We start from the raw sequence: 26,873 nt of genomic DNA on the forward strand, positions 1-26,873 counted from the left end.
CTGAACGACTGCGCGTCACGGGCGCTGAGTGCCGATTCCCAGATCGACTGAGGGAGGGACCGTTTCCGTGCCCGCGATGTGCGCCACCAGTCCACTCTGGCCGGCCGCGACATGCGCTGCCAGGACATGGCCGTCCGGATAGTCGCCACCGTTTTGCGGCCGGAAGGGGATCGGAGCTTCTTCGAAGAGACGTTCGACGCGCGAGCGCCAGGCCTGCCTGGCCGCAGCGACCTCCTCCGCGGCGATGCGTCCCGTGCCATAGACGGCGAAGGTGGGCAGCACATCGAAGCCGGGGAAATGGAGCGAGCCGTGCGTGATGGGGAAGAGCAACTGCTCGAGCGGCCCGTTGATGCCGCGCGGCGAATAGTCGCGGGCCGGGCCGCCGACCGCGACGGCGAGCATCGCCCGCTTGCCCTTGAAGGCGCCATCGCCATAGCGGTACTGGTTGCCTGCGTTCTGGTAGCCGTACGCGAGGCCGTAGGCCCACACCCTGTCCACCCAGCCCTTCATGATGGCCGGCATGCCGAACCACCAGAGCGGAAACTGGAAGAGCACCGCATCGGCAGCCAGCACTTTCTGCTGCTCGGCGGCAATGTCCACGACCTGATGTCCACCGAAATAGGCGTGCCCGGACTCCGCAATGAACGACAGGCGATCCGGGTCGGCGCGGCTGGGGAAATCGTGTTCGTCGAACACGGCCTTCCAGCGCATGTCGTACAAATTCGACTGCAGCACCTCGTGCCCCTGCTGCCGAAGCGTCTGCAAGGACACCTCCACGAGCTGGCGGGTCAGCGATGTGGGCTCGGGGTGCGCATGGACGATCAGGACCTTCTTTTGCATCGATTCACTCTTCATCGGTGGTGCCTGTAGGGCGATGGCGCAAGTCTCGGCAGTCGCGAGCCATCTGTGAAATCGAAGCATTGTTTGGCTACCATCCATGGCATGGATAGCAAGCGCCTCGACCTCAACCTGCTCGTCACGCTGGAGGCCTTGCTGGTGGAGCAGAACGTGACCAAGGCGGCCGCCCGCCTGCACCTGAGTCAACCGGCGGTCAGCGCGCAGTTGAGCCGCCTGCGCGACGCGTTCGACGACCCCTTGCTCATCCCTGCGCAACGCGGCATGACGCCGACCGCCATGGCCATCGAACTGCTGGACCCCTTGCGCCAGGCCTTGGACCAGGTGCGCGCCACCGTCGCCTCGCACAGGACCTTCGACCCTGCCAAGGCGGAGCTGACCTTCACCATCGCCTGCACGGACTACCTGCAGGCGGCCGTGGTCCAGCCGCTGGTCGTGGAACTGCGCACCCGGGCGCCCGGCGTGCGCGTGGCGCTGCGGAACCTGGACCTGCCGCAGCTGGAAGCGCAGATGGCGCGGGGCGACGTGGACCTGGCGCTGATGACGCCGGAGGTCGCGCCACCGGGCCTGCGGACGCGGCACCTGTTCGATGAGCGCTATGTGCTGATCGGCCGGCGGGACCATCCACGGCTGCGGCGCAAGATCTCGGTCGCGCGGTTTGCGCAGCTGGAGCACGTGATCGTCTCGCTGCGCGGGGCCGACTTCGTCACGCCGGTGGACAGCACCCTGGCGGCGCTGGGGCACAAGCGCACGGTGGTGCTGTCGGCGGCTTCGTTCCTGTTCCTGCCGGAGATCGTGGCGGGGTCGGACTTCGTGGCCCTGGTGCCGGAGCTGCTGGTGCGGGGCCGAGCGGACAGGCTGCTGCTCATTGAGCCGCCGTTTCCCGTCGAAGGGTTCGCGGTGGGGATGGTCTGGCACGAGCGGGGGCATGGGCATGCGGGGCAGAGGTGGATGAGAGAGGCCATCGTTCACGGTTTCGAAACTCGAATTGGCATCCCGCGCGGGTCCACTTCCGGTCTTCAGCACTCCCGCTGAGGCGTACTCTGCGGCGTAGCGCTTGCTCCGGTGTCGCCCGCCCGTCGAGAGGTTGTGCGCCACAACATCGCCTGGCGGCAAGCACCGGATCGAGTACACCCCATGCAGAAATCGGCCCTTTCAACCGCGCGAGTGGCAGGCCTCGCCGTCGGGCTGCTCGGCGTGACCCTGGCCGTTCGCTGGGTGTTTCAGGTGGACGTCGTCGCGCGCCTCATCCCCGGCTCCGAGCACGCAGGCATCGTCAACCCGCTGCTCTTCGTCGCGGCGAGCATCTGCCTGTTCAACGCCTCGCGCCCCTCCAGCCCGGCCGCCTGGCTCACCCGACTCTCTGCCATCTGCATCGCCGCCCTGATCGCGCTGCCCCTGGCCTACCTGTTCGAAGGAGCGACAGGCATCGGCCTGGGCGTCGACATCGCCCGTGCCGGCACCGTCTCCACGGCGACCCATCCTCATCCCGGCCGGCTGTCCGCGAACGCGAGCCTGGCATTCCTGCTCGCCGGCATCGGCTTCTGGCTGAACAGGCAACGCGCCACCCGGCCTCGCCAGCTCATCTTCCTGACGCTGTCCCTGGCCGTTTCCCTCATCGGCCTGGCCGGACTCGTCGGTCACTTCGTGGGACTGGAGACGCTGTACCGGGTGGCGAGCTTCAACGGGATGCTGCCGGTCACCGCGTTCGGGCTCTCGGTCGTCGGCGCCGGCCTGTGGATGCTCCATGAAGCATCCCAGGCGCTTGAACCCAAGGTGTTGCAAAGGACCGAGCAGCGCATCAAGCGGCGCTCGATCGCGGTCATCACGCTGGTCGCCCTGGCGGGTGGCGTCGCGGGGTTCGGGGTGATGCGCGATACCTTCGAGCGCTCGGTCGCGAAGGACATGCTGCTCATCGCCAGGACGAACGCGACTTCGCTGGCCCACACCATCGAGGTGAGCCTGTGGTTCCCGAGAGCCGTTGCAACGCGGCCGGCCGCGCGCCAGGCCCTGGACAGGCTGAGCACGGCGCCCGACGACGCGGTGGCCAAGGAGTTCCTGCAGAGGGTTGCCGACAGCGTCCTGACCACCGACCTGACGGGTGTGGAGTTCTACACCGCGAATGCCACACGCGTGGCGCAGGCGGGCTCCATGACATCGGCGAAGATGCAAGTCATCCAGCGCCTGTCGAACACCGGGTCGACGACCATCCTGTCCTGGAAGGACGGCTACCTGCTCCTCACGGCAACCGACGTCCTCGTCGGGGAGCGCACCGTCGGACGCGTGGTCACCGAGCAGCGCATGCCGCTGTTCGATCGCCTGCTGGAGGACATCCGGGCGTCCCGCGACACCTCCGACGTGGCGATCTGCGGCCGCGACCAGGACAAGCTGGTCTGTGCGCCGAACCGGTTCAGGCCGTCCGGATTCGAGCTGCCGATGTTCGACGCGGCGGGCGGTCCCACCCTTCCGGTGGCAAGAGCCGTGCTCGGCGAACAGGGCGTGCAGTTCCTCGATGACCGGCGCGGCAGCCCTGTCCTGTCGGCCTTCGCGCCGATCAAGGATTTCGGGCTCGGGCTCGCGGTGCGAACCGATGTCGAGACACTCTATGCGCCGATGAGGTCACGCCTGAACCTTCTTGCGCTGGCGCTTGTCGGCATCGTCGCGCTGGCCATCTATGTCCAGCACAGCGAGGTGAGGCCGGTGCTCAGGCAACTGGTCGCGAGCCAGCAGATGGTGAAAGCCATCCTCGATGACCAGTCCGAACTCGTGTCGCTCGTCCAGCCCGACGGCGAACTGAGCTACGTCAACCCGGCCTATGCGAGGCAGTTCGGCCTGACACCCGCGCAGATGGTGGGCAGGAATCTGTTCGACTACGTCGAGCCGGCGGAACACGCGATCGTTCGACAGGTCATGTCGGACGTTCTGTCGACGGGCAAGACGGCGACCGGCGAGAACCGCATCAAGACGGCCAACGGCGCCGAGCGCTGGATTTCGTGGACCGACAGCCTTCAGCTCGACCCGTCGGGTCGGCCGATGCTTCATTCGGTGGGTCGCGACGTGACCGAGCGCATGCGGGCCGACCGGGCGCTTCGCACGCTGGGCGCCGTCTTCGACGCAACGACCGACTACGTCGTACAGCTCGACCCGAAGGGCCGGCTCACCTACATGAACCCGGCCGCACGCGGGCGCACCGGGGTCGCGCTCGACGCGTCGATCGAGCACCTGACGATGGCCGACTTCAACCCGCCTCAAACCCTCGAGCGGTTCATGTCGGAGGTCTGGCCCACGGCGGTGGCCACCGGCGTGTGGGTGGGCGAATCGCTGGTCTGGGATGCGCAGCGTCGCGAGTTCCCGGTCAGCCACATCGTCATCTGCCACCGCGACAAACAGGGCAAGGTCGAGTACTTCTCGGCACTCATGCGCGACATCTCGGCCGCCAAGGCCGCAGAACAGGCCGTGCGCGAGAGCGAGCATCGGCTGCGCATGGTGACCGACCACCTGCCGGCACTGATCTCCTACCTCGACTGCGACCTGCGCTTTCGCTTCGTCAACCGGACGTATCAGCAATGGTTTGGCGATGAAGCGGCGCCGCAGATCGGGACGAGCGTGCGGGAGTTCTATGGCGAGCAGGCCTGGGCGGAGATCGAGCCCCGGCTGCAGGCCGCCCTGGCGGGGCAGGAGGTGGCGTACGACCGGGAAATGGTGCGCCCCGAAGGCCGTCGCCATGTGCAGGTCACGGCCGTTCCCGATCGCGACGAGCAAGGCAAGGTCGTCGGCCTGTACACCCTCGTCGCCGACGTCACCTCGTACCGCGAAGCGCAACGAGCACTCCAGGAGAGCGAGGCCCGTTTGCGCACGGTGGCCGATGCACTGCCGATGCGCGTGGCCTACATCGACGCCGACGAGCGCTACCGATTCAACAACCTGGCCTACGAGCGAGGCTTCGGCCGGCCGCGCGACGAGCTCCAGGGGCAGACCGTGCGCGCGCTGCTGGGCGATGCGGCGTACAGCGCGATCGAACCGCACATTCGCGCCGCATTGCGGGGAGAGGCTGTCACGTTCCAGAGCGAGATGACCAACGGCAGCCACGTCTGCTACGAGGCGCAGTACATCCCGCAGCTTGCCGCCGACGGCAGCACGGTGCTCGGCTTCCACGCCGTGGTCAGCGACATCACCCGCCAGAAGCTCGAAGAGAAGCGGCTGATCGAGCTGGCGCGCGTGGACCCGCTCACGGGCCTTGTCAATCGCGCCGGCTTCGAGTTGCGCGTCGCCGAGGCGATGGAGCGCTGCCGCACCACGGGTGCACTGATGGCGCTGATGTACCTCGACATCGACCGGTTCAAGCAGATCAACGACCGGTACGGACACAACGCGGGAGACGCACTGCTGCGGGAATTCGCGGGCAGGCTGTCCCGGACCTTGCGTTCCAGCGACACCGTCGCCCGCCTGGGCGGCGATGAGTTCACGGTGATCATGGAAGGCCTGCCGACGCCGGAGGTGGCCTCCACCGTCGCCGCCAAGATCGTCCACGCCATGAGGACGCCGTTCGTGATCGACCAGCACACGATCGATGTCACCACCAGCATCGGCCTGGCGTTCTACCAGGGTGACGCCACGACCGTCGACGCGCTCGTCAGGCAGGCGGATGTGATGCTCTACCAGGCCAAAGGCGCGGGCCGCAACAACGTCCAGGTGGCGCTTCGCCTTGTCGAAGGGGGGCGCGCTTAGCGGGCGAGCGCAGCATCTGCCGGAAGATGCAGGCAAACCCGCAATCCAGGTGCACCACGGTGAGCCGTCAGCGTGCCGCCGTGCACCTCGGCGATCTGCCGGCAGATCGACAGGCCGAGACCTGCTCCGTCGTTGCGCCGCGTGTCGCCGCGCCAGAACCGCGCGAAGAGCTTCGGCAGGTCCTCCTCGGCAACACCGGGCCCGGCGTCGCTGACGCACAGTCCGTCGTGCGTCGCCTGCACACGCACCACCGTGTTGCGCGGCGCATGCTGGATGGCGTTCTCCACGAGGTTCTTCAGCAGCGTGAACAAGGCGCCGCCATCGGCTCGCCACGGTGGGAGGCCGGGCGGCACCTGCAACGCGATGTCCACACCCGCCACATCCGCCAGGCGCTGCAGGTAGCTGCCGATCTCATCCAGGAGCAGGCGCGGCTCGACGCTGCCGAAGCGATAGTTCTGCGCCTCGCGCGTCTCGGTCAGGATCAGCAGCTGCTGCACCTGGCGAGCCATGCGTTGCACATCCCTGAGCAAGGTGGCCCGACCCACGAGATGGGGCTCAGCCTCGATCTGCGCACTGATCATCGCCAGCGGTGTCTTGAGTTCATGCGCTGCGGTCGCCAGGAACTCCTGCTGCAGCTCGAACCCACGCTCCAGCCGCTCGAGCGCGCTGTTGAAGCTGTGGACCAGGGGCCGGATCTCCGACGGCACCCGGGCTTCATCCAGCCGCGCATCGAGCGCCTCGGGGGTGATCCGGGCGACCTGCGCGGAGGTCTGGACCAAAGGCCTGAGCAGCCGCGCCAGCGTGATGCTGGTGATGACCGTGACCACCACCAGCAGCACGCCACCGCCGACCAACGCGCCCGAGCCGACGAGGGGCAGCCAGAGGTCGTTGCGCAGGCGGTCGTTCAGGCGCTGGCTGGCGGCGAACTGCACCAGCCACCGCTGTCCGCCGTGCATCACGGCCACGGCCCGGCCGCGCAGCGCGACGCCATCCAGGTTGGCCGCGAACACGCCCTCCTCGACCGACGAGGTCAGCGGGCGCCGGTCCGCACTCGGCGACAGGACCACCGCGCCGGCCGGATCCAGCACGCGGTAGGTCACTTCGGATCCCATGCTGCGATACATCCACGCGAACTGCTCGGAGTGAGCCACCTCCACGGGGTGCCCCTGCGCGTCGAACTGCAGCGCGCCGATCAGGTCGGCCATCGCCACGCTGCGCTCGGACATCAGCGGCTGCCCGAGGACCGACACCAGGACGCCGGCCACCAGGCCCAGGCTCAGCACGCTGCCCAGCAGATGGGCCAGCACGACGCGGAACGACAGGCTGTCAACCCAGTCCGGTCTGACGAAGCGCATAGCCCTGCCCTCTCATGTTGACGATCTCCACGGCAGCGCCGATGACACCCAGCTTGCGGCGCAGCCTGTGCAGTGCCACGTCGAGCGCGTTGGGCGTGACGGCCTCCGACAGGCCCCAGGCGGCGGCTTCGAGCTTGTTGCGGCGCACCGTGTCCCCCGCCGCCTGGACCAGCTGCAGCATGATCTGCAACTCGGCAGGCGCCAGGACGATCTGCTGGTCGCGGCATTCCAGCTGGCAGGCCTGCGTTCGCAGCTTCAGGTCGCCGTACACCGGCTCCAGGCTGCGCCAGGTGCTCGCGGGCCGGCGAAGGAGCGACCGTATGCGCGCCACCAGCTCATCCATGGCAAACGGCTTCGGGAGATAGTCGTCCGCGCCGGTTTCCAGTCCATCCACCCGATCGTGCAACGCGTCGCGCGCGGTGAGGACCAGGCACGGCAGCTGCGATCCGGCCGAGCGCAGGCTGCGCAGCAGCACCAACCCGTCGCCATCCGGCAGTCCACGATCCAGCACCAGTGCGCCATAGTCGACGTGGCGCATGGCCGCCTTCGCCGCATCCATGCGGTCAAACACGTCGGCGGCGACGCCTGCCGCAGCCAGCGCGTTTGAGATCAATCCGGCCAACGCCAGGTTGTCTTCAATCAACAAGATTCGGTTCATGACCTTTTTATACCTGGGCATCAGAACGCGCAGGAAGGCAGGCATGCTCCGCAATCGATCCTTACCGAACACTTTCCGATCCGCTTGACGGACCGCGAGGGAGCGCCGGGTCTACTGGGCCTGTGCCACTGCGCTGAGCAGCTGTTCAGCTGATTTCAACAAGGGCCAGGCGAGCACGGCGTTGCAGCTTTCACTCGTGCACACGGCTGCATCGAGCAGGGGCTCGGCGCCCAACAACTGCAACCACCGTGCGTGCCCGTTCGCCTGCGAGCCATGCGAGAAAACACAACACTCCAGAAGTGCCGGTGCCAGCTTGGCGGCAACAGCCACAGCCGCCGTCGTGACGAAACCACCGACAACGATCACGCGGCGCTGTCGCGCAGCCTGAAGAACCGCCCCGACGAGCGCAGCGATCTCCAGGCCCCCCAGTGCCGTCAGGGCTGCCACCGGGTTGGAGATGCCGACATGCAGATCAAGTGCCCCCTGCAGCACCGCGAGCTCCCTCGCCTGACCCACGTTGCCGAAGCCCGCGCAGTCTGCGATCGGCACGCCGGTGAGTCGGCTCATCAACAATGCAGCAGCCTCGTTGCCCATGCCCGTCTCTCCCAGCAGCAACACATTGCCCGGCAGCCGGGTGACCAGGCGTGTGCCGCGCTCGATCGCGGCACGACATTGCCCGACCGTCATGGCCGCACCACGGCTGCTGTCCAAGGTGCCCCGCGCCATCTTGATCCGGACCAACTGCAAGTGCGGCTCGAAATCGGCGCGCAAGCCGCAGTCGATCAGCGTCAACGCCAGACCGTTCCGGCGAGCAAACATCGACGCGACCGTGTTGCCGGCCAGGATGTTGCGCACCCGCAGCGTCGCCACATCCGCCTGATAGACCGAAGCCGTCCGCGCCACGATGCCGTGGTCGGCGGCGAAAACCACCAGCTGAGGCTTCTCCAGCTGCGGCCGGGCCGAACCCTGGATCTGTGCAAGTTTCTGGGCCAGGAACCCGACGCAGCTGTGCACGCCGCCCGAGCCGGGCATCTGGCCAATGCCATGTCGCACTCGTTCAGCCAACGCGGGGTCGTAGCGGCGTGGGATGTCGTCGGTAGCGATCATGTTGTGTCAAGCCCGTTGACGCTCGCGGCTGGCGCGTGCCGCGGGCTTCCTACTTCAGCAACGACAGCGTGCCAACGTTGAAACTCACCGCGCGATCACGCACGGGTTCTGCCGCGTCGATGATCTCGATGGCGGTGAGTGACTCCAGCGTGGTCTTGACGTCGACGCCATCGGCACCGCAGTACTCCGGCGCTGCGAATTGCGAAAACTCGACGCGGTACTCCGTGACCTGCGGCTTCACCGGCAACATCACGACCGGATAACAGCCCCTTTGCTGAATGGCCGTGTCATCGCCCAGAATGCGCAGGCGCAGCTTGCCCACCGTATGGCCCGCCAGGTGAACCTTCAACGCCTTGTACGCGGAGGCAACCACAGGTCGTGGCGAAATCACCACGATCCCGACGCCGGCCCATTGGCTCCCGCCGCGCGTGTTGAACTGCCCCGTGACGTTGAGCACACCGTTGTTGCCAACGGAGATGTCGCCCAAGATCGCGTCGCTAGGCTTTTCGGAATAGACCGTCCCCTCGATGGAGCCCCCCTCCACCACGGCCGTCGCGCCGTTGAAGGCGGCCCAGAGGCGCTCGACCCCGGCCACCGTCACCGGTGGAGGGGAAACCGCCGCCGCGGTGGTCGCCGGGATCGATGCCAGCAACGGGGCCGGTGCCTCGCCCGCCGCCCGGGGCGCCTGCAGCTTCGCTGCTGGCGGCGCCGCAGCGGTGACGCGTCGAGACGTTGCGGCTGCGGGAGCGGGCGCTTCGACCTCCCGGCGCAGCTTGACCTCGACCCGGCCCGCTTCCAGGATGCGGCGGAACGGGCTCTCGGCCAGCCGCTTGGCCTGCTCGTCGGCCTTGTCCGGATTCGGCATGTGAGCCGGCACCTGTGCCGTCGCCTCCAGGGCGAGCGCAGCCAACGCGGTGGCCAGCCCGCGGGTGAGCGAGGTGGTGTGATTCAGGTGGCGCATGGCATGCCCCCTCGACTCAGCGAGCCAGCCCGATGGCACCCACGCCGAAGCTCACGGTGCGGTCACGCATCGGCGCCGCGGCTTCGGCCACTTCGATGCCGGTCAGGCTCTCCAGCGTGGGCTTGAGCGCGACACCCTTGGGGCCGCAATAGCCTTCGGGCGCGAAGCGCTCCAGCGCAATCCGGTACTCGGCCACTTCGGGCTTCACGGCTTGCCACACCATCGGGTAGCAGCCGAGCCGCTGCGTGGCCTCGTCCGGCCCGACGAGCCGCACCCGCAGGCGGGTGCTGGTGGCCGAGCTGAGCCGGATCGTCAGGAACCGGTAATCGCCGGCTTTCACCGGCATCGATCTCGGCGCGCCGATGTTGACCCCGAGACCGCCCCACGCGCTGGCGCCCTTGCCGAAGAATTGCCCGGTCACGGCGAGGACATCGCCCTGCACGGCCAGCGGCGACACCAGCGCATCGCCTTGCTTCTCGGAGAAGGCGAAACTGGTGATCACGCCTCCCTCCGGCGTGCGTGACGGGCTCTTGAACGTCGTCGCCCACAAGCGATCGGCCGCGTCGGCCTGCACGCTGGGCGCCGCGGCCTGCGACGCGAGTGGAACGACCATGGGCTTGGGCGACTGGGCACACGCGCCCAGCAAGGCGCAGGCTGCGAGGGCGAGGAAGGGGCCGAACTTCATGTCATCTCCTTGTTGATTGGATCCGCGTCGATCACTGACCCGACAGCAGGACAGGCTTGCCGATGACCACCGACACCGCGTCCAGGCCCGCGCTGCCCTTGAGCTCGCGGATCTGGAACTGCTTGAGCTTGGTCAGCGCCAGTGCGGTGTCAGGACGCGTGGCGCTCGCAGCAGCGCAGCTGGCATCGGGGTTGTTGGCCAGGCTGAACGACGAGAAGGGAATCACGCGAGTCGCGGCGGTGCCGCTCAGGCCGGTGACCACATAGCTCGGGAAGCAGCCGTCATCGACCGCATCGGCCGACTGCAGCATGAGCACGACCTGGCTGTTGCTGGTGGAGGCCAGGTTGATGCTCAATGCGGGCCAGCCGGACACGTCGCTCGTCGCCGTCAGCGGCAGCACGGCCACGGTGGCAGCCCACGACTCGGTGGCGGCCGTCCGGTTGCCGGTCAGCGTGTACGCCGAGCTGCTTTCGGCGATGGCATTTCCCGTGGCGCCGGTGCCGTACTCGAACGAGAACGGGCCCGTGATCGACACGGCCGACGTGGCCGGTGTGGCAGGCTTGGGCGCGAAGGCGATGCTTCCCACATGGATCGCCACGGTGGCGGAGCCGGTGGTCGGGAAGGCCTCGTCCGACACCTCGATGGCCCCGATGTTGGCCAGCGTGCCGGCCAGCGCCGGGTTGGTGGCAGTCGCGCCGGCGCAGAAGTCGGGCAGCTTGAAGTTGGCATCGGTCAGCGCCAGCTCGTAGTTCGTCTGGGTGGCCGTGACGGTCACGCTGGCCGCAGGCACGCAGCCGTTGGGTGTCGAGCCCAGTGCCTTGATCTTGAGCTTGAGCGTCTTGTTGGTGCCGGTCGATGCCAGCGAGAACTGCACCTTGGTCGCGCCGGACTGAACCTGGTTGCGATCGGCATCGCGCAGCGGGATGTCGATGCCCACGCCGCCGAAGGTGCTGGCGCCGGCGTTGCTGAAGCTGCTGGTGACGTTGAGGATGTTGCCGCTGACACCCAGCACCGGCAGGGCGGGCAAGTCGCCCGGCTTTTCGGCATAGGCGAATGCCGAGGCCGTTCGCCCCTGGTCGGTGCTGCCGTCGGCCGCGGTGAACGACGCAACGACTTGTCCATTGATGGTGACCGGCACGGAGGGCGCTGGTGCAGGCGCAGGCGCCGGGCCCGGCACCGGGGTGCCTCCGCCGCCGCAGGCTGCGAGCAGCAGGAACAGGGTCGAGACGGCGGCCATGCGATGGGAGTTGTCGATGTTCATGGGGACTTCTTTGCTGTGGGGGTGGTAGACGATTGCCTGCACGTGGCGGGCGGACGGATCAGCGTTGTGCCGCGACGTGGCGCAACGCGGGAAATCAAGCTGGAGACGCTCATCGGCCGTACAGGGCATCTCTCAGGTCGGTACGGAACGCACCGGCACCCGAGGGGTCGTAGACGCCGAAACTCGAGGCCAGCTCCCAGTAGTGCCAGCTCATGCCGCGGGCTTCGATCAGGTCGCGCATGGCACGCGAGTAGTGCACCCGCGAGGCGCTGTCCGCGGCCGAGTACGACCCGAACTCGCCGACGAAGACCGGGTAGCCGACCTGCGTGCCATAGGCCTTCGCGAGGTCCAGGCCCCAGGTCATTCGCGACAGCTGGTCCGCCGTGCAGCAGCCCTGCCCGACCGGCAGCGCCGGGGTGACCCACGTGGCACCCTGGTGGGTGAAGTTGAACGGTTCGTAGTTGTGGACCGTGAGGATCAGGTTGGCGTCGTTGGGCAGCACGAGCTTGGACAGGTCGGCTGCGCTGTTCCAGCTGGTCGGGCCGACGACGATCAGGCGTTGCGGGTTGTCGCGGCGAATCACGCCGACAGCCCGCGCCAYGAGGTCGTTCCAGCGATCGGTCAGGTTGCCGTGCGGCTCGTTGTAGACCTCCAGGATCAACCGGTCGCTGCGATTCTTGTAGCGAGCCGCGATCTGGCGCCACATCGCGAGGAAGCGCACTTCCAGCACGGCGGGGTCCACCGCGCGTTCGTTGGCGTCCAGCACGTCGCCGTCCAGCTGGCGATAGTGGTGCATGTCGAGCAGCACGTAGACACCCTTGTCCAGCAGGCGGTCGACCACGCTGTCAACGCGGGCGAAGAAGGCCGGGTCGATCACTGCCGCCGCATCGGCCGAGGCGTGATTGCTCCACCGGACGGGCAGCCGGACGCTGTCGAAGGTGCCGCCATCGAGCAGATCGATGAAGCGTTGCTCCACGGTCAGCCCCCAGTCGCCTTCTCGCGGCGGCTCGAGCATGTTGCCGAAGTTCACACCGCGGCCGAACGCAGCCGCAGCGCTGTTGGCTCGCGCCGAGGCGCCAGGGGGGGTGCCCGCCGCCGCGGCGGGATAGTCGGCCAGCGTTGGCGCGTCGGACGCCGTTGCGCCGCCGGCCCCACCGCACGCCGCCAGCCCCGCGCAGAGCAGGATCGCGGTCACGGCGAGTCGTGCAATCGATTGCAACGACGGGGAACGAAGGCCTGGAAAAGGATTTTCAGGGGCGCCGCTGGGCGAGCTTGCTTCCGTCTTCATCATTCGTTCAACTTCCGGTCATGAGGTGTGGAATGTGCGTGCAATCGATTGCAAGCTGAGGAGAATGTTGCAGCAAGGTTACTAGTCGTGTCAACGGGTCAATGCCTTATGATCGGGATAACGTGAATTACTGAGCGATGGGCGACTCTTTTCGCCATGCCGGCATCGATTCGCGAAACGAAGCAACCGTTTGCTGGAAGATGCTTGGTGCAATCGATTCCAGGAACCGCCAAGGAGCGCCCGTTCGGGCAAGCATCTCAATGACCAGCCCTACCAAAGGAAGGCACGGCGCCCTGGCGAACCGAGGCGCGTCGGAGCAGAGTTCGACCCTGCAGGATGTGGCTCGGCTGGCCGGGGTGTCGGCCAGCACCGTGTCGCGCATCCTGAACGGCCAGGTCGACTCGCCCAGGCGCGAGGCCGTCGACGCCGCGATCAAGAAGCTGCGCTTCAAGCCGAACCTCGTGGCGAAGAGCCTGCGCAGTGGCGTGAGCATGGCCATTGGCGTGCTGACGCAGGATTTCGACAACCCCTATACCTCGCGTGCAGCCAAGGGCGTGGAAGATGAGTTGATGAGCGGTGGCTACACCCCCATCGTGATCTCGGGCCACTGGAATCGCACCGGTGACGAAACCGAGCGCGTGCGCGTGCTGATGTCGCGCAAGATCGATGGCATCGTGGTCATCGGGGGACGGCTCAGCAATGAGCAGTTGCTGGATCTCTCCGAACTGCAGCCCATCGTCGCGATCGGCCGCGACTGCCACGGCCCCCGCCTGCGTTCGCTGGATGTCGACCAGCGCCAGGGCGGCTACATGGCAACCCGTCACCTGATCGAGTTGGGACATCGGCGAATCGCCCACATCGCCGGGATCGAGTACCAGCCCGATGCGATCGCCCGCATGCAGGGCTACATGGATGCGCACCGCGATGCCGGTCTCTCGGTGGACCAGCGCCTCATCGTGCATGGCGATTTCTCCGAGCCGGGTGGCGTGCGGGCGATGCAGGCCCTGCTCGATTCCGGCATCGGGTTGACGGCGGTCTTCGCGGCGAACGACCAGAGCTTGAATGGCGCGCGGCTGGTCTTGTTCAATCGAGGCATCGAGGTGCCGGGCCAGGTCTCGCTGGTGGGGTTCGACGGCTTGCCTGCTTCCGAGTATTCCGTGCCGCCGACCACCACCGTTCGGCAACCCATCTACGAGATGGGTTGTACCGCCGCCCGGGAATTGCTTCGGCTGCTGGGTGTGAACCAGCTGAACGAGGCCCCGATCGGGTCGCTGGATCTGCAGCTGATGGTGCGGGGTACCACGGCACCGCCGCCTGGCGACACGGCTCAATCCGAGACCCTCACCCAGTCGTAGTAGGCCGGACCGCCGCCACCGTTGTAGGTGCCCACGAAGCCGACGGCGTTCGCCGAGTTGTTGCCGACCCAGTGGTTCAGCATCAGGCGCATCGGGGCCGAGAACGCCGTGTTGACGCGCCGGAATTCCATCTCCACGCCGGCATCGTTGACGTGGAACCAGCGCACGTAGGTCGGCCGCCATTCGAAGCCGATGGTCCGCCAGCCGGTGGCGATGGCGAACTGCTGGAAGTTCTGGCGGCCTGCCGTCCACACGTTGGTGTGCAGGACGGTGCCCCCCTTGATGAACTCGAGGTCGATCTCGAAGTGGTTGGACGTGCCCGCGTTGCCGGTGAACAGAAAGAACGAGCTGTTGCCGCCGGGGATGGTGCCCGGCTGCAGGCGGGTCACGAACTTGCCGTACTGGAAACTTTGCCAGGTGCGCACCTCGGCGCATTTCACCGCGTTGCGGTTGCTGCCGTTGACGTTCAGGTCCAGCCCGCCCCACCCTGTCAGCCACGCTTCGCTGAAGGCGAAGGTGCAGCCGAAGATGTCGCCATTGGCCCAGTTGGCGGTCTCCCAGGTCGATCCGTTGGGACCGCCCGTGCCGTCGAACCCGTCGAAGAAGTTGGTGGCCTGCGCGTTCAGGTGCAGGCCCATGGCCAGCACCAGGGCGAGGGCGCCCTTGACGATGGAAGTGATCATGCTTGTCTCCTCGTTGTGGGTTGTCGTGCGCGATCAGGGGGCGAGCTTCACGGTGCCCACGCTCAGGTTGTGCGCGCCCGTGGTGGTCGCGGCGTTGATCACGTCGACCGCGAAGAGACCTGACTTGATGGTGCCGACTTTCGAGCCGATGCCATTGCAGTAGTCCGGCAGCGGAAACATCGTGTCGTTCAGGTCGATGACGAGTTCGGACAGGCTCGAGTTGACGATGGCCTGGGCCGTCGCCGTGCAGCCGTCGGCCGCCACCGGGCTCGGTTGGAGCTTGATCGACAACACGCCGTCGCTCGACGATTTCAGCTGGATCTTCAGCCTGGCGAAACCCGCGGCATTGAAGGCGGTGACCGGTGCCGCGCCGGTGTTGCCGGGCGCGTAGAGCCGGATGGCCGCACCGGCGTAGGCCTGGCTGCCCGACAGCGTCGCGCTGAAGCTCGCCTCGCCCGGTGCATACGTCGGCGCACCGGCAACGAGTTCGTTGCCCTTCTCGGCAAAGGCGTAGGTCTCGATCTTGCCGGCCTCGCTGGTGTCCGTCGCGCTCGAAGGGGTCGCGAATGCGACATCGCTCGACGACGGGCCCGCGGGCGGTGACGGAACGGGGGTCGACGGCGCTGCAGAGGCAGCCGGCGTGGGGGTGCTGCTCCCTCCCCCGCCGCAAGCCGTGAGCGCCACCGCGCTGAAGAGCGCCGTCAGGGCGGTGCATGAACGCCGATAGATCTGATCCACTGAGGTCTCCTGTGAAGTGACCCGTGGATGGTGTTCTCACGCTGCCGTCGGCACAGTCGCGTCTTTGCGTTTGACCGTGCCGTTCTTGCGCTCAGGGCTCAAAAGCACATCATCAAGCCGAACTTGTTGCGCTCGCAGGTGACGACGCGCGTGCGCGCGGCCGGCGTCGCCGGCTCGGCCGCCTTGCGCGGTGGCGTCGGCCTCGCCACGCGACGGGAGACCTGCACCGCGGCGTTCGCCGAGTCGTTCACTGGGTCGTACGCCGTCTTCCAGGTCGCAAGCCGCTCGCGCGACAAGGCGGCCAGCTCGTCCTTCTGGTAGATGCGGACATGGTCGACGAGCATCGGCTCGGTGCCCGGGCCGGCTTCCAGGTTCAGCAGGAAGGGCCATTGCTCGAAGACCTCGCGCGCACCGGTGGGCACGTCGGCGTGGAGCACCGCTTTCACCACCACGTCGTCGAGGGCCCATCGGATCTTCACCGGGTCCCATTCGAGCGAGAAGCGGTGGAAGCCATCGCTCGAAGGCGTCAGTTCCACCGGCGCATGGAAAGCCGGCTCGTCGGCGATGCCCGGCGCGTACAGGCCGAGATGGAGGTCGGCCCCGTCCTTCTCGATCAACGCGATCTCGCCGGCTTCCAGCCAGTCGAGCGACGTCAGCGGTGCGCCTTGCAACGAGACGCGCGCGGCACCGGCCGGCAGCTTCACGCGCAGCTCGATGCGGCCGTAGATCATCGCGCCCGTCGGCCGCACGCGAAGGCTGCTCGCGGGCGGCAGCAGCAAGCGGCCATGGCCGTCGAGCTGCGGGCTCGCGCCGCGGGGGGCCTTGTGCACGCGCCAGCGTTTCTCGTCGACCCGCACGGTCGCCGCCGCATCGAACTCATCGGCCCAGGCGAGCCGCCATGCGCCGTCCCGCGTCTCGCGGGGAATGGCCGCCGGCGGCAGCGGCGCTGCCACGGCCGCCGCGTCGCCCGCGGCATTCAGGAACTCGATGCGCCCCAGCTCGAAGCGCACCGGCTCCTGCGACGGTTCGTTGGCCGTGACCTCCACGCTCGCGACGGCCGGCAGGGTCTGCGCGATGCTCGCGCCGTTGCCGGCGCAGTAGGGCTCGGGCTCGAAGACCGCCAGCGGGATGTCGAGGTCCATCGTGCCCCGCACCCGCTGCAGCAGCACCGGATAGCAGCCGGTGTTCTGCAACTTCGTGTCGGTGCCCTTGATCCGGATGCGAAGCACCTGTTCGGTCGGTGACACGAGCCGGATGCGCAGGTTCCGGAAGGCCGAGAGGTCGACCGCCGCCCCGCCGCGGCCGGCCCCCACGTCCACCCCCAGCGTGGTCCAGGTGCTTCCATGCGCACGGCCCAGGCGGCCGGACACCCGCACCCCGCCGTCGTAGACGCCGAGCGGGTCGGCCGCGACATCGCCGGGCTTCTCGGAGATCTGCAGAAGCGTCACCGGCGGCCGCTCGCGGCCGGCCGGAGGCGTCCTGAAATCGGCCCACACCACCGACGGTGCGTCGGCACCCCAGGCCGGCACGGACAGCCACGCCGCGGCAAGTGCCGCCAGGCACCACGCTGCGCGCTTCATGCCGCGCTGACCGGCATGCACAGCTCGCAGCGCACGAACGGCGAACCGGGCGGCGGCGTACCGGGTTCGCAGCGCTGGATGAAATGTCCTTCCGCGAGCTTGAAGGGGGATGCCGGCAGCCATTCGGTGAGCAAGCTGTTCCAGCCGCGCCCGATCTCGCTCGACGGGCCTTCGTACCGCAGGCAGGCCGCCCAGTGCGCCGGCAGGCTCTTGCGCATGGCCCGCAGGCCGGGGTCCTGCCAGCCGGCGGGCAGCTCGACGCAGGCGTCCATGCGGCACTGCGCTGCGAGCGTGATGGCCGGGTCGTCGAGGCCGATGGACAGCATCGGCCGGTCCGACAAGCCCATGCTGTCGACCCAGGGCACGAAGCGCGTGTGCAGGACCTCAGAGCTGTGGCCGTAGTCGCCGCGCTCGCGCATGTAGAGGCATTCCCTCGCCTCGAAGTGCCTGAGTTCGACACGGCAGTTCGTGGCGGTCCGCCTGTCGTCGGCCGGCGCTCGCCAGCCGATCCACCCGCCCGAACGCCAGCGGGACGGCGTCATGCCGAAGTGCTCGCGGAAGGCGCGGGCGAAGGCTTCCGGCGAGGCGAAGCCGCAGTGGAGCGAGACGGCCGTGACCTTCTCGTTCGGGCAGTGGCGCAGCCGGCCGGCCGCCGTCTCGAGCCGGCGGCGGCGCACGAATTCCTTCGCCGTCTCGCCGGTCCAGGCGAGGAAGAGCCGGTGAAAGTGGAACGGCGAGAACGCCGCGCAGTCGCTCAGCCGCTCCAGGCTCAGGTCCTTCGACAAGTGCATCTCGACGTGGTCCAGCACCTGCTCCATGCGCCGCAGGTGGTGGCTGCGCAGCGAGGGTTGTTCACGCGGCCGCACGGGCGCCTTCAGCGGCCCGGCACCGGCGGGCGGAAGGCCTTGCGCAAAACGGAGCTGCGCGGCGGCGTCGGCGACCAGGAGGTTCGTGTTCATCGGGCAACTTTGGCACCTCATCCCTTGACGGCGCCTGCGGACAGGCCCTCGATGAGGCGGCGTGAAGTGGCGGCGAAGAGGATCAGCAGCGGCAGCACCGTGATGGCCGAGCCTGCGCTGATGGCGCCCCAGGGCGTCTGCCCGGTGCCCTGCAGCGAGCGCAGCACGAGCGGTGCGGTGAACATCTCCTGCTGGCTCATCACGAGCAGCGCGCCGACGAAGTTGTTGTACGAACCGATGAAGGTGACGAGGCCCAGCGTGCCCATGGCCGGCCCGATGAGCGGCACGACGACGCGCCAGTAGATGCCGAACTCGCCGCAGCCGTCCATGCGCGCCGCCTCGACGAGCTCGCGCGGCAGCGCCGAGCCGATGTACTGGCGCATCATGAACACGCCGAAGGCCGAGCAGGCGCCGGGCACGATGAGGGCGCGCGTGCTGTTGAGCCAGTCCATCTCCTTCATCAGCAGCACGAAGGGGATCATGCCGACGAAGGCCGGCAGCAGCATCGTCGCCATCAGGCCGGCGAACAGCGTGTCGCGCCCCGGGAACTCGTACATCGCGAAGGCGTAGCCGCCCAGCGAACACAGGAACAGGTTGAGCGCGGTGGCCGCCACCGCGACCCACAGCGACAGGCCCAGGCTGTGCCAGAAGTGCGGGCGCAGCGCGACCAGCTGGTGGATGTTGTCGGCCAGCGCCGAGCCGAACCACAACGGCGGCGGCATCGAGAGGATGTCGCTGTTGGTGTGCGTCGCGAAGACGAACATGAAGTAGAACGGCGCCAGCATGATGAGCGCCCCCATCATCACGATGGCGTAGGGCAGCCACCCGGAGGGCCTGAGGTTGCGCAGCAGCCGTGTGCGCCGGCTGCCCGAAGCGGGGGCCCTGGCGATGGCCTGGGCGGTGAGTTGCGATGCGGTCATGGCCGGTCAATCCTTGCGCCCGAGGGTGCGGTTGTTGAGCCACGTGAGCGCGGCGATCACCATGAACATCAGCCAGGCGACGGCCGACGCGGTGCCGAAGTCGCCATCGTTGAGGCCCACCTTGTACATCTGCATCGCCACCGTCTCGGCCACCTGCCCCACCCCGCCGGTGCCCCCGGTGAGGATGAAGGGCTCCTCGAAGAGCTGCAGGTTGCCGATGATGGTCAGCGTGACGGCCAGCAGCATCATCGGGCGCAGCAAGGGCACCGTGATGTAGCGGAACTGCTGCCACAGCCCGGCGCCGTCGATGGTCGCGGCTTCGTACAGGTCCTTCGGGATGGTCTGCAGCGCCGACAGGTAGAGCACGGTGTTCCAGCCGACGAAGCGCCACCAGACGATGAAGGACACGATGGGCCGCGTGTACTCCGGCCGCCCCCAGTCGACGTTCTGCACCGGAAACAGCCAGGCGAGCGGATGCAGGCCGAACATCTCCAGCCGGCCCAGGCCGGTGAGCACCTGGTTGACGACGCCGAAGTCGCGCGAGAACAGCGACGAGAACACCAGCGTGATCGCCACGGTGTTGGTGATGTACGGCAGGAAGTACATCGCGATCACCGGGTTGCGCGCGCGGCGGAACTTCGTGTGGATGAAGAACGCGAGCGGCACCGCGATCAGGTGCTGCGGCAGTCCGGAGACGATGCCCAGCCAGAAGGTGTTGTACATCGCGCGCCAGAAGTCGCGCGCGTACAGCTCGGACCAGAACCGGCCCGAGAAGAAGTGCGACCAGGGCAGGTCATCGAACTGCAGGACGAAGGCGTAGTTGCCGAGGCCCTCCCACTTCATGCCCCCCAGGCCCGCCGTCAGCTCCCAGCGAAAGAACGACGCATACGCGGAGAACAGCAGCGGAAACAGGCCGAACGTCAGGAACAGGATGAAGAACGGCGCGACGAACACGTAGGGCATGAAGCGCCACGGCTTGAGCCGGCGCCGCTTCGCCTTCTTCGCCGGCGTTCCGTTCGGGGCGGGGACTGCGGACATGGGGGGGCTTCCGGTCTCGGGGATCAGCGGCGAACGCGGCGTTCGATCGCCTTCTTCGCGTCGGCCAGCGCCGTCTTCACGTCCTTGTCCTGCTCCAGCACCTTGTCGAACTCGGCGCTCACGACTTCAGCGGCCACCGGGTCGAGCTTGTCCACTTCGGTGGCGGGAATCTTCGCCGCGGTGGCCCGCCAGGCCTGGCGCGCCTTCTGGCCGCCGAGGAAGTCCATCGGCTGGTCGACGAACGGGTCGGTGGTGGCCTCGACCAGCGCCGGGAAGGCATCGAGTTCGCGGAAGGCGGCGATCTGCACCTCCTTGCTGGTCGTCATGAACTTCACGAAGTCCCAGGCGAGTTCCTTGTTCTTCGCGCCCTTCGGGATCGCGTAGAAGCTGCCGCCATACGAGGCGTTCACGCCGCCGGGAAGGCCGGCCGAGCGCCAGTGGCCCTTGGAGTCCGGGGCGATCCAGTTCTTCAGGTGGCCGGCGAGCCAGGAGCCCATCATCTCCGAGGCGATGGTGCCGCGCTTGAAGCCTTCGCTCCACTCGTTGCTCCAGGCGCCGACCTTGGCGTCGATGCCGGCCGCACGCGCCAGCTTGGCGGTCTCGAAAGCTTCCACGAAGCGCGGCGAATCGACGAGGATCCTGCCCTTGCTGTCGAAGTAGATGCCTTCGCCGTCCTTCAGGCCCGAGCGGATCACGATGTCCTTGATCGCCGCGGCATGCGGGATCAGGTAGGCGCCGGTCTTCGCCTTGAGCGCCTTGCCGGCCTCGATGAACGAGGCCCACGACTGGGTGAGCTGCGCCTCGGTGACACCGGCCTTGTCCATCAGGTCCTTGCGATAGAACAGCGCACCCGGGCCGATGTCGGCCGGCATCGCGGCGAAGATGCCGCCGCGGCTGGTGGCCTGCGCCACCGTGAACCTGAAGAACTTGTCCTTGTACTGCAGCGCGTTGTAGGGCGGCTTGGACAGGTCTTCCACGCCGCCGCCTTCGGCGAACTTGGCGACGAAACCGATCTCGATGCCCATCACGTCGGGCAGGTTCGCACCGGTGGCCAGCGCCGTGGTCATCGCGTTGTGGTGGTCGCCGTAGCCGAGCGCGACCAGCTTGATCTCGACCTCGGGGTGGACCTTCTTGTACAGCGGGATCGCCGCCTGCACCGAGCGGTCGAGATCCTTGAACGATGCGACGGTCAGCACCGTCTGTGCCGTGGCAAGGCCCGTGGCCGATGCCAGCAGCGTGGCGAGACTGAGCCTGGTTGCGAATTTCACTTCATCTCCTCTGGGGTGGTCCGACGACGCGCCTGTCGTGTCCGTGACAATGCTCATGCAAGCGCTTGCATGGCAGTGTATGAACTGGGTGTCGGCACCGGCCCGGGGGGAACCCTGAACGACCTAGCCGATCTTGCGGTTTCGCGGCGTGTCGCGCACCCGGATGGGGCGCACCGTGTCAGCGTGTGACGGGGACCGCCTTGGTCGATTCGCGGACGATCAACTCCAGCTTCGCCATCGCCGCGCGCGGCGGCTTGCGGCCATCGATGAGCGCGACGACGGCCCCCGCGGCCTCCCGGCCGAGGTCGCGCAGCGGCTGCCTCACCGAGGTCAACGGAGGCAGCGAGAAGGAGGAATGGGACAGGTCGTCATAGCCGACGATGGACATGTCGTCCGGAACGCGCATGCCGCGCCTGTACAGCGAGAGCATCGCGCCATAGGCGGAGTCGTCGTTGGCGGCGAACACCGCGCTGAACGGCAGGCCGCGATCGAGCAGCATGTTCATCGCCGTCACGCYCCCCGTCTCCACATAGCCGCCCGGCGCCACCAGCCGCTCGTCGAAGGGCAGCCCGGCCGCGACCAGGGTGTCGCGGTAGCCGCGCAAGCGCTCTTCGGCATCCTGGCGTCCCGGCGGGCCGGCGATGAAGGCGATCCTGCGGTGGCCGAGTTCGAGGAGGTGGCGCACCGCCTCGCAGGCGCCGGCGTAGTGGTCGAAGCACAGCGAATGCACCCGCATCGACGCCGACTGCCGCCCGAGCAGGACCGTGGGAACGCCTTGCGCATGGCGATCCAGCAACTCGTCGTCCAGTTCGGCCACCAGCAGGATCACGCCGTCGACCCGGCGCCCCATCAGCGACATCAGCCGCTGTTCTTCCTCGACCTTGTTCCAGTGGCCGCTCACGAAGATGGCCTCGTAGTGGTGGCTGGCCAGCCCATCCTCGACGCCGCGCATGGCCTCGTTGAAGAACGAGCTGGAGATCTCCTGCGTCAGGACGCCGACGGTCATCGTGCGGCCCTTGGCGAGCCCGCGCGCGACCAGGTTGGGCCGGTAGTTCAGGCGCTTGATGCTGCTCTCGATGGCCGTCGCCTTCTCTTCGGCGACGACATGGGTGCCACTCAGGTAGCGCGACACCGTGCTCGTGGAAACCCCGGCCAGGCGCGCCACCTCTTCGAGCGTGACGCTGGTGTTTTCGATGGGCATGGCCTGATGATAGCGCTTGCACAGGGAAGGAGAAAGCTCCACTGACTGGAGTATCACGCCTGGGAAAACCCGAGGTTTCCCGCTTGCCACCGCCGATTCGCAAGAACGGTCAGGTCAGCGTGTTGCAAGCGCTTGCACAGCAGGCTATCGTGCCGGCCATGAAGCCGAAAGACAGCCCTCACCCCACCCCCCTCCGCTCGGCCGCGCGCTGCGTCGGCATCTTCGCCCTCACGGTGGCGACCTGGGCGAACGCGCAGGTCGCCACGGTGCGCATCGACCCCTCGCGCGTCGGCCCGGCCGTCAATCGGCAGGTGCTGTCCGGTTTCAACTTCGGCAACTGGATGTCGGTGACGGAATTCCGCGATGAACTGGCCAAGGTTCCGGCCGCTGCGCTGCGCTTTCCCGGCGGCAACATCGGCGACGACCACGACATGGACGAGCCGACGCTGGACGCCTTCAAGTCGCTGCTGTCGCAGGTCGCGGGCGAACGCGAACTGCTCGTGCAGACACGCGTGTTCCAGGGTCGGCCCGACCGCCCCGCCGCCAACACGCCGCAGGACGCGGCGCGTGCCGTGCGCATGGCCCGCGCCCGCGGACTGAACGTCAGGATCTGGGAGATCGGCAATGAGCCCGACCTTTTCAGTACCGTGCGCGGCGACGCGAGCTGGACGGTCCCGCGCTATTGCGAGGTCTTCCGCGCACAGGCCGCGGCGATTCGCCGCGAAGACCCGAAGGCCTTGATCGCCGGCCCCGCCGTCTCCGGTGCCCAGCCCGGCGCACCGCTCTTCCTCGAGCGCTTCGTCGAACTGTGCGGCGACGTCGTGGACGTGCTCACCTGGCACATCTACCCCACCGAAGGCGATGGCACCGAAGAGGCCGCGCTCGCCACGGTGGCCGAGGTCGACCGCTCGATCGCGCGCTTTTCCTCGTTGTGGAAGGACCGCTCGCGCAACCCGCTCGGCCACGGACGGAGCATCCGGTTCGGCGTGACGGAGTACGGCCTGTCGTGGCGCACCGACCGGCCGCGCTTCCTGTCCGACCAGGTGGGCGCGATGTGGGCGGCCGAATCGGCCTTGCGCATGGCGCAGCAAGGGCTGAACCTGGCCCACTACTTCGCCTACATGGGCACCGGCTTCCACGGGCTGCTGGACACGGGGGGCGTACCGCGCCCGACCTACTACGGCTTCGGCCTGCTGGGCGAGCTGGACGGCGCCTTCGTCGATGCGGCGAGCAGCGACTCGATGCTGTGGGCCCATGCGACGAAGAAGGGTTCGCTGCTTCAGCTCGTGCTGTTCAACACCCGCACGCAGCCCCAGCCGGTGCGCATCGACGGCCAGGCCGCGCTGACGCTCAAGGATGCACGCTACTTCGACGCGGGCATCGCGGAAGAGGAGAAGCCGTTGCAGCCGCTCGCCGCGAAGGCGGGACGCACGATCACCCTGCCCGCCCGCTCGATGGCGATCGTCCGGCTGGAGCTGGCGCCATGAGGCCCGACCAACGCCTGCGCCGCCGCCTGCTCGCCGCTTCGGCGCTCGGCGTGGGCCTGCCGGCCTGCGGCAGTGCGCCGAAGAAGGCGTCGGCGCTCGACGACGGCCTGGCCCTGCCGGTCCTTGCCGACCGCGACGAGGACAGCAGCCGCGGCATCTTCTTCGGCATCTTCCGCGAGAGCGCGTTGCCCGACATGCTGATCGACGTGCAGGACGACCTGCGCCGCCAGCCCGCGGCCGCGATGTGGTTCACCCGCTTCGGCGCGTCGTTCCCGGAGTCGCAGATCCGCTACCTCGCGCAGCGCGGCGTGGCGGCGCAAGTGACCTGGGAGCCCTGGGGCTTCGACAACAGCCCGGTGGCGCTCGCCGACATCGTCGCAGGCAAGTGGGATGCGACCATCGACGCCTGGGCGCAAGGCGCGGCGCGTGTCGACCACCCCTTCATGCTGCGCGTGGGCCATGAGTTCAACGGCGACTGGTACCCCTGGTGCCTGGTGAAGAACGGCCGCCAGCCCCAGCTCTTCGCGCAGGCCCACCGCCACATCGTCGAGCGCTTTCGGGCGGCCGGCGCGAACAAGGTCCGCTGGGTCTGGTGCTTCAACAACGACAGCACGCCCGCGGAGTCGTGGAACGACCCGCGCGCGGCCTACCCCGGCGACGAGTACGTCGACTGGATCGGCATCGACGGCTACAACTTCGGCACCAGCCAGAACTGGTCGCACTGGACGCCCTTCAGCCAGGTCTTCGGCCGGGCGGTCGGGATGGCCCGCGAGATCGCGCCGTCCAAGCCCATCGTGCTGGCCGAACTCGGCTGCTCCGAAACCGGCGGCGACAAGGCCGCATGGATCGAGCGCATGTTCAGCGACATCGAGACGCTGCCCAACGTGCGGGCCTTCACCTGGTTCGACGTCATCAAGGAGACCAGCTGGGCGCTGACCTCCGGCAACGACAGCTGGCTCGCCGCCATCCATGGCCTTCGCCGCGCGTCCATTCGCGGAAACGGGAACGCGCTGCTGTCCATCACCACCACGAGGCGCTGATCAGCGGCTCGACTCGCCATCAGGTTTCGAGACGAGCAGGTCTGCAGGCTGACAGTCGAGGTACTCGCAGATCCGCTGCAAGGTGTCGAAGCGCACGCCCTTCACCTTGCCCTGCTTGAGCAAGGACAGGTTGGCTTCGGTGATGCCGACGTACTCGGCCAGGTCTTTCGACTTCACCTTGCGCTCGGCCAGCATGATGTCGAGCCGGACGACGATGGGCACGGTGGGCGTCCCGCTTCAGACGATCTGCGCGTGCTCGTCGGCAAGTTCGGCGGCTTGCGTCATGACGTGCGCGATTTGCCAGACCATGCCTGCGAACAGCAGCATCAGCAATTCGCTGGAGCCGATGGCCAGACCGAGTGAGCGTTTGCCGGGTGGCGCGCCCAGCGTCAGGAGCACGCTGATCAGCGCCGACGACACGAGCCCGCCAAGCGCTGCAGCGAACATGCCGACCGCGAAGCCGCGCAGGTGCCGCACCGTGCCCAGGCTGAATGTTTCGCCGCGCGCGAAACCGAGGAAGCAAAGGCGCGCGCGGAACAGGCCGCAGGCCATCGCACACGCCGGCAACATGCCTGCCAGCACCACCAGACCGGACTGCCACCCAGCGATCTGCAAACCGGGCTGACCGGCCGGAAATGCCGATTTGCCGCCCAGACGCTCCAGCCAGATCTCGGGCGGTGTCATGCACAACCCGTAGAGCGTGAGGGCCGGAATGGCAATCACCATCGCGAGGCATGCGAGCGCAAGCAACGCGTTGAACCGCGCGCCGACCGGCGAAATTGCGCTTTGCGAACTCTTCATGCAGATCCCCTTGTCGAGGGATTCAGTTTGCCATATATTTCTGTAAAACAATAATAAAACTATGTGGAACAGAAATTTTCTCAACGAACTGAGCACAAGGAAATTGCATGCTGAATCGCCGTGCTGTCTGCATCACGCTCGCCCTGCTGGCCGGGTGCGCCGACGCCAACTGGGAGCGCGCCTTGTACGAAGGTCAGCGCAACACGGCGCAGCAATGCCGGCTGAGTCGAAAGCCGGCCGACCCACCGTGCCCGGTGCTGCCCGAGTTCGCCAACTATGAAAAGGAGCGCGCACGCGCGACGGGTACCGAGCCCTCCGAGGGTGGGCGGCCCGTCGAGACACCCCGGCGGTGAAAGGCTCGACGCCCGGCATGCGACGTTTCATGTGACCCCCTGACGCAGGCGAAGCACGCACCCGATTCGATGTAAATCGGGTGCGGCGAACTTGCATCCTGTTGCACTGCGTCTCGCTGCGCCAACGCCCCGCGTGGCATCCGTCGACTCCGCAAGTTTCGTCAGCTTTCCTGACATCGCGACTCAGACACTAGCGCCGAAATCGAGGGCGCCGCATGTCGAATGAGATGGGCGCGCCGCACTTACTTTGACGCAACAGGATCTTCACGATGAGCATGCCAAACCAACGCCCCAGACGCGCCACTGCGACGAGCGCACTGCTGTGCGCCATGGTGCTGTCTGCCTGCGGGGGAGGCCACGACTCGGACACCGCAGCACCGGTTGGGTCAGCACCGGCACCGGCTCCGGCTCCGGCTCCGGCTCCGGCTCCTGCTCCGGCTCCTGCTCCTGCTCCTGCTCCTGCTCCTGCTCCTGCTCCTGCTCCTGCTCCTGCTCCTGCTCCTGCTCCGGCTCCGGCTCCGGCGCCCGCGCCCGCACCCGCACCCGCACCCG

The 26,873-nt window shown here is 67.6% G+C and carries 25 protein-coding genes; 6 read left to right on the forward strand and 19 right to left on the reverse strand.

What is annotated here, in order from left to right; translation table 11 throughout:
• Positions 1-15 precede the first annotated feature (15 nt).
• On the reverse strand, positions 16-840 hold the full coding sequence (locus ACXJLU_RS14085; protein WP_457331851.1) for an NAD(P)H-dependent oxidoreductase: 825 nt from the start codon (positions 838-840) through the stop codon (positions 16-18).
• Positions 841-942: 102 nt separating this feature from the next.
• On the opposite strand from ACXJLU_RS14085, the gene ACXJLU_RS14090 reads away from it, so the two are divergent.
• Positions 943-1,890 (forward strand): LysR family transcriptional regulator, encoded by a 948-nt coding sequence (locus ACXJLU_RS14090; RefSeq protein ID WP_457331853.1) that lies wholly within the window; start codon positions 943-945, stop codon positions 1,888-1,890.
• Between the two features lie 102 nt (positions 1,891-1,992).
• On the forward strand, positions 1,993-5,583 hold the full coding sequence (locus tag ACXJLU_RS14095) for a sensor domain-containing protein (protein ID WP_457331855.1): 3,591 nt from the start codon (positions 1,993-1,995) through the stop codon (positions 5,581-5,583).
• On the opposite strand, the gene ACXJLU_RS14100 is transcribed toward ACXJLU_RS14095, so the two are convergent.
• The 7 genes from ACXJLU_RS14100 to ACXJLU_RS14130 all read right to left on the reverse strand — a co-directional run bounded on the left by ACXJLU_RS14100 (position 5,580) and on the right by ACXJLU_RS14130 (position 12,805).
• On the reverse strand, positions 5,580-6,890 hold the full coding sequence (locus ACXJLU_RS14100; RefSeq protein WP_457331857.1) for a HAMP domain-containing sensor histidine kinase: 1,311 nt from the start codon (positions 6,888-6,890) through the stop codon (positions 5,580-5,582). The genes ACXJLU_RS14095 and ACXJLU_RS14100 overlap by 4 nt on opposite strands.
• A 19-nt stretch (positions 6,891-6,909) precedes the next feature.
• Entirely contained in the window at positions 6,910-7,596 is a 687-nt protein-coding gene (locus ACXJLU_RS14105) for a response regulator transcription factor (protein WP_457331899.1), read from the reverse strand.
• A gap of 111 nt (positions 7,597-7,707) precedes the next feature.
• Positions 7,708-8,703 (reverse strand): nicotinate-nucleotide--dimethylbenzimidazole phosphoribosyltransferase, encoded by a 996-nt coding sequence (locus tag ACXJLU_RS14110; protein WP_457331859.1) that lies wholly within the window; start codon positions 8,701-8,703, stop codon positions 7,708-7,710.
• Between the two features lie 49 nt (positions 8,704-8,752).
• Positions 8,753-9,664 (reverse strand): hypothetical protein, encoded by a 912-nt coding sequence (locus tag ACXJLU_RS14115; RefSeq protein ID WP_457331861.1) that lies wholly within the window; start codon positions 9,662-9,664, stop codon positions 8,753-8,755.
• Positions 9,665-9,680: 16 nt separating this feature from the next.
• Positions 9,681-10,349, reverse strand: a complete 669-nt coding sequence (locus tag ACXJLU_RS14120) for a hypothetical protein (protein WP_457331862.1) — start codon at positions 10,347-10,349, stop codon at positions 9,681-9,683.
• Positions 10,350-10,380: 31 nt separating this feature from the next.
• Complete coding sequence (locus ACXJLU_RS14125) at positions 10,381-11,610, reverse strand: hypothetical protein (RefSeq protein ID WP_457331864.1); 1,230 nt, start codon at positions 11,608-11,610, stop codon at positions 10,381-10,383.
• Positions 11,611-11,719: 109 nt separating this feature from the next.
• Positions 11,720-12,805: a glycoside hydrolase family 5 protein gene (locus tag ACXJLU_RS14130; protein ID WP_457331865.1), complete on the reverse strand. Its 1,086-nt coding sequence runs from the start codon at positions 12,803-12,805 to the stop codon at positions 11,720-11,722.
• A gap of 230 nt (positions 12,806-13,035) precedes the next feature.
• On the opposite strand from ACXJLU_RS14130, the gene ACXJLU_RS14135 reads away from it, so the two are divergent.
• Complete coding sequence (locus ACXJLU_RS14135) at positions 13,036-14,253, forward strand: substrate-binding domain-containing protein (protein ID WP_457331867.1); 1,218 nt, start codon at positions 13,036-13,038, stop codon at positions 14,251-14,253.
• On the opposite strand, the gene ACXJLU_RS14140 is transcribed toward ACXJLU_RS14135, so the two are convergent.
• From ACXJLU_RS14140 to ACXJLU_RS14175, 8 genes are all read right to left on the reverse strand, one after another.
• Positions 14,226-14,936: a family 16 glycosylhydrolase gene (locus ACXJLU_RS14140; RefSeq protein ID WP_457331869.1), complete on the reverse strand. Its 711-nt coding sequence runs from the start codon at positions 14,934-14,936 to the stop codon at positions 14,226-14,228. The two genes, ACXJLU_RS14135 and ACXJLU_RS14140, sit on opposite strands and share 28 nt — an antisense overlap.
• Before the next feature lie 33 nt (positions 14,937-14,969).
• Positions 14,970-15,674 (reverse strand): hypothetical protein, encoded by a 705-nt coding sequence (locus ACXJLU_RS14145; RefSeq protein WP_457331871.1) that lies wholly within the window; start codon positions 15,672-15,674, stop codon positions 14,970-14,972.
• 98 nt (positions 15,675-15,772) lie between these two features.
• Complete coding sequence (locus ACXJLU_RS14150; protein WP_457331873.1) at positions 15,773-17,254, reverse strand: glycoside hydrolase family 16 protein; 1,482 nt, start codon at positions 17,252-17,254, stop codon at positions 15,773-15,775.
• Positions 17,251-18,213, reverse strand: coding sequence for an AraC family transcriptional regulator (locus tag ACXJLU_RS14155; protein WP_457331875.1), 963 nt, complete (start codon positions 18,211-18,213; stop codon positions 17,251-17,253). The genes ACXJLU_RS14150 and ACXJLU_RS14155 overlap by 4 nt, the downstream gene beginning before the upstream one ends.
• Before the next feature lie 17 nt (positions 18,214-18,230).
• Complete coding sequence (locus ACXJLU_RS14160; protein ID WP_457331877.1) at positions 18,231-19,133, reverse strand: carbohydrate ABC transporter permease; 903 nt, start codon at positions 19,131-19,133, stop codon at positions 18,231-18,233.
• A 6-nt stretch (positions 19,134-19,139) separates the two neighbouring features.
• Positions 19,140-20,171, reverse strand: coding sequence for a carbohydrate ABC transporter permease (locus tag ACXJLU_RS14165; RefSeq protein WP_457331879.1), 1,032 nt, complete (start codon positions 20,169-20,171; stop codon positions 19,140-19,142).
• 23 nt (positions 20,172-20,194) lie between these two features.
• Positions 20,195-21,439 (reverse strand): ABC transporter substrate-binding protein, encoded by a 1,245-nt coding sequence (locus ACXJLU_RS14170; protein WP_457331881.1) that lies wholly within the window; start codon positions 21,437-21,439, stop codon positions 20,195-20,197.
• 178 nt (positions 21,440-21,617) lie between these two features.
• Complete coding sequence (locus ACXJLU_RS14175) at positions 21,618-22,640, reverse strand: LacI family DNA-binding transcriptional regulator (RefSeq protein WP_457331883.1); 1,023 nt, start codon at positions 22,638-22,640, stop codon at positions 21,618-21,620.
• A 158-nt stretch (positions 22,641-22,798) separates the two neighbouring features.
• Here ACXJLU_RS14175 and ACXJLU_RS14180 point away from each other — a divergent pair, with 158 nt between their 5' ends.
• On the forward strand, positions 22,799-24,127 hold the full coding sequence (locus ACXJLU_RS14180) for a hypothetical protein (RefSeq protein WP_457331885.1): 1,329 nt from the start codon (positions 22,799-22,801) through the stop codon (positions 24,125-24,127).
• Entirely contained in the window at positions 24,124-25,167 is a 1,044-nt protein-coding gene (locus ACXJLU_RS14185; protein ID WP_457331887.1) for a glycoside hydrolase family 26 protein, read from the forward strand. Before ACXJLU_RS14180 ends, ACXJLU_RS14185 begins: the two co-directional genes overlap by 4 nt.
• On the opposite strand, the gene ACXJLU_RS14190 is transcribed toward ACXJLU_RS14185, so the two are convergent.
• Both ACXJLU_RS14190 and ACXJLU_RS14195 read right to left on the reverse strand, forming a co-directional pair.
• Complete coding sequence (locus tag ACXJLU_RS14190) at positions 25,168-25,389, reverse strand: helix-turn-helix domain-containing protein (protein ID WP_457331889.1); 222 nt, start codon at positions 25,387-25,389, stop codon at positions 25,168-25,170. It lies immediately after the preceding gene.
• Between the two features lie 15 nt (positions 25,390-25,404).
• Positions 25,405-25,968 (reverse strand): hypothetical protein, encoded by a 564-nt coding sequence (locus ACXJLU_RS14195; RefSeq protein WP_457331891.1) that lies wholly within the window; start codon positions 25,966-25,968, stop codon positions 25,405-25,407.
• A 107-nt stretch (positions 25,969-26,075) separates the two neighbouring features.
• Between ACXJLU_RS14195 and ACXJLU_RS14200 the strand changes: the two genes are divergently transcribed.
• Positions 26,076-26,321, forward strand: coding sequence for a hypothetical protein (locus ACXJLU_RS14200; protein WP_457331893.1), 246 nt, complete (start codon positions 26,076-26,078; stop codon positions 26,319-26,321).
• 264 nt (positions 26,322-26,585) lie between these two features.
• On the opposite strand, the gene ACXJLU_RS14205 is transcribed toward ACXJLU_RS14200, so the two are convergent.
• The coding region (locus ACXJLU_RS14205; RefSeq protein ID WP_457331895.1) for a hypothetical protein at positions 26,586-26,873 on the reverse strand (288 nt) is incomplete at its 5' end.

This window comes from Rhizobacter sp. P5_C2 (assembly GCF_054049715.1).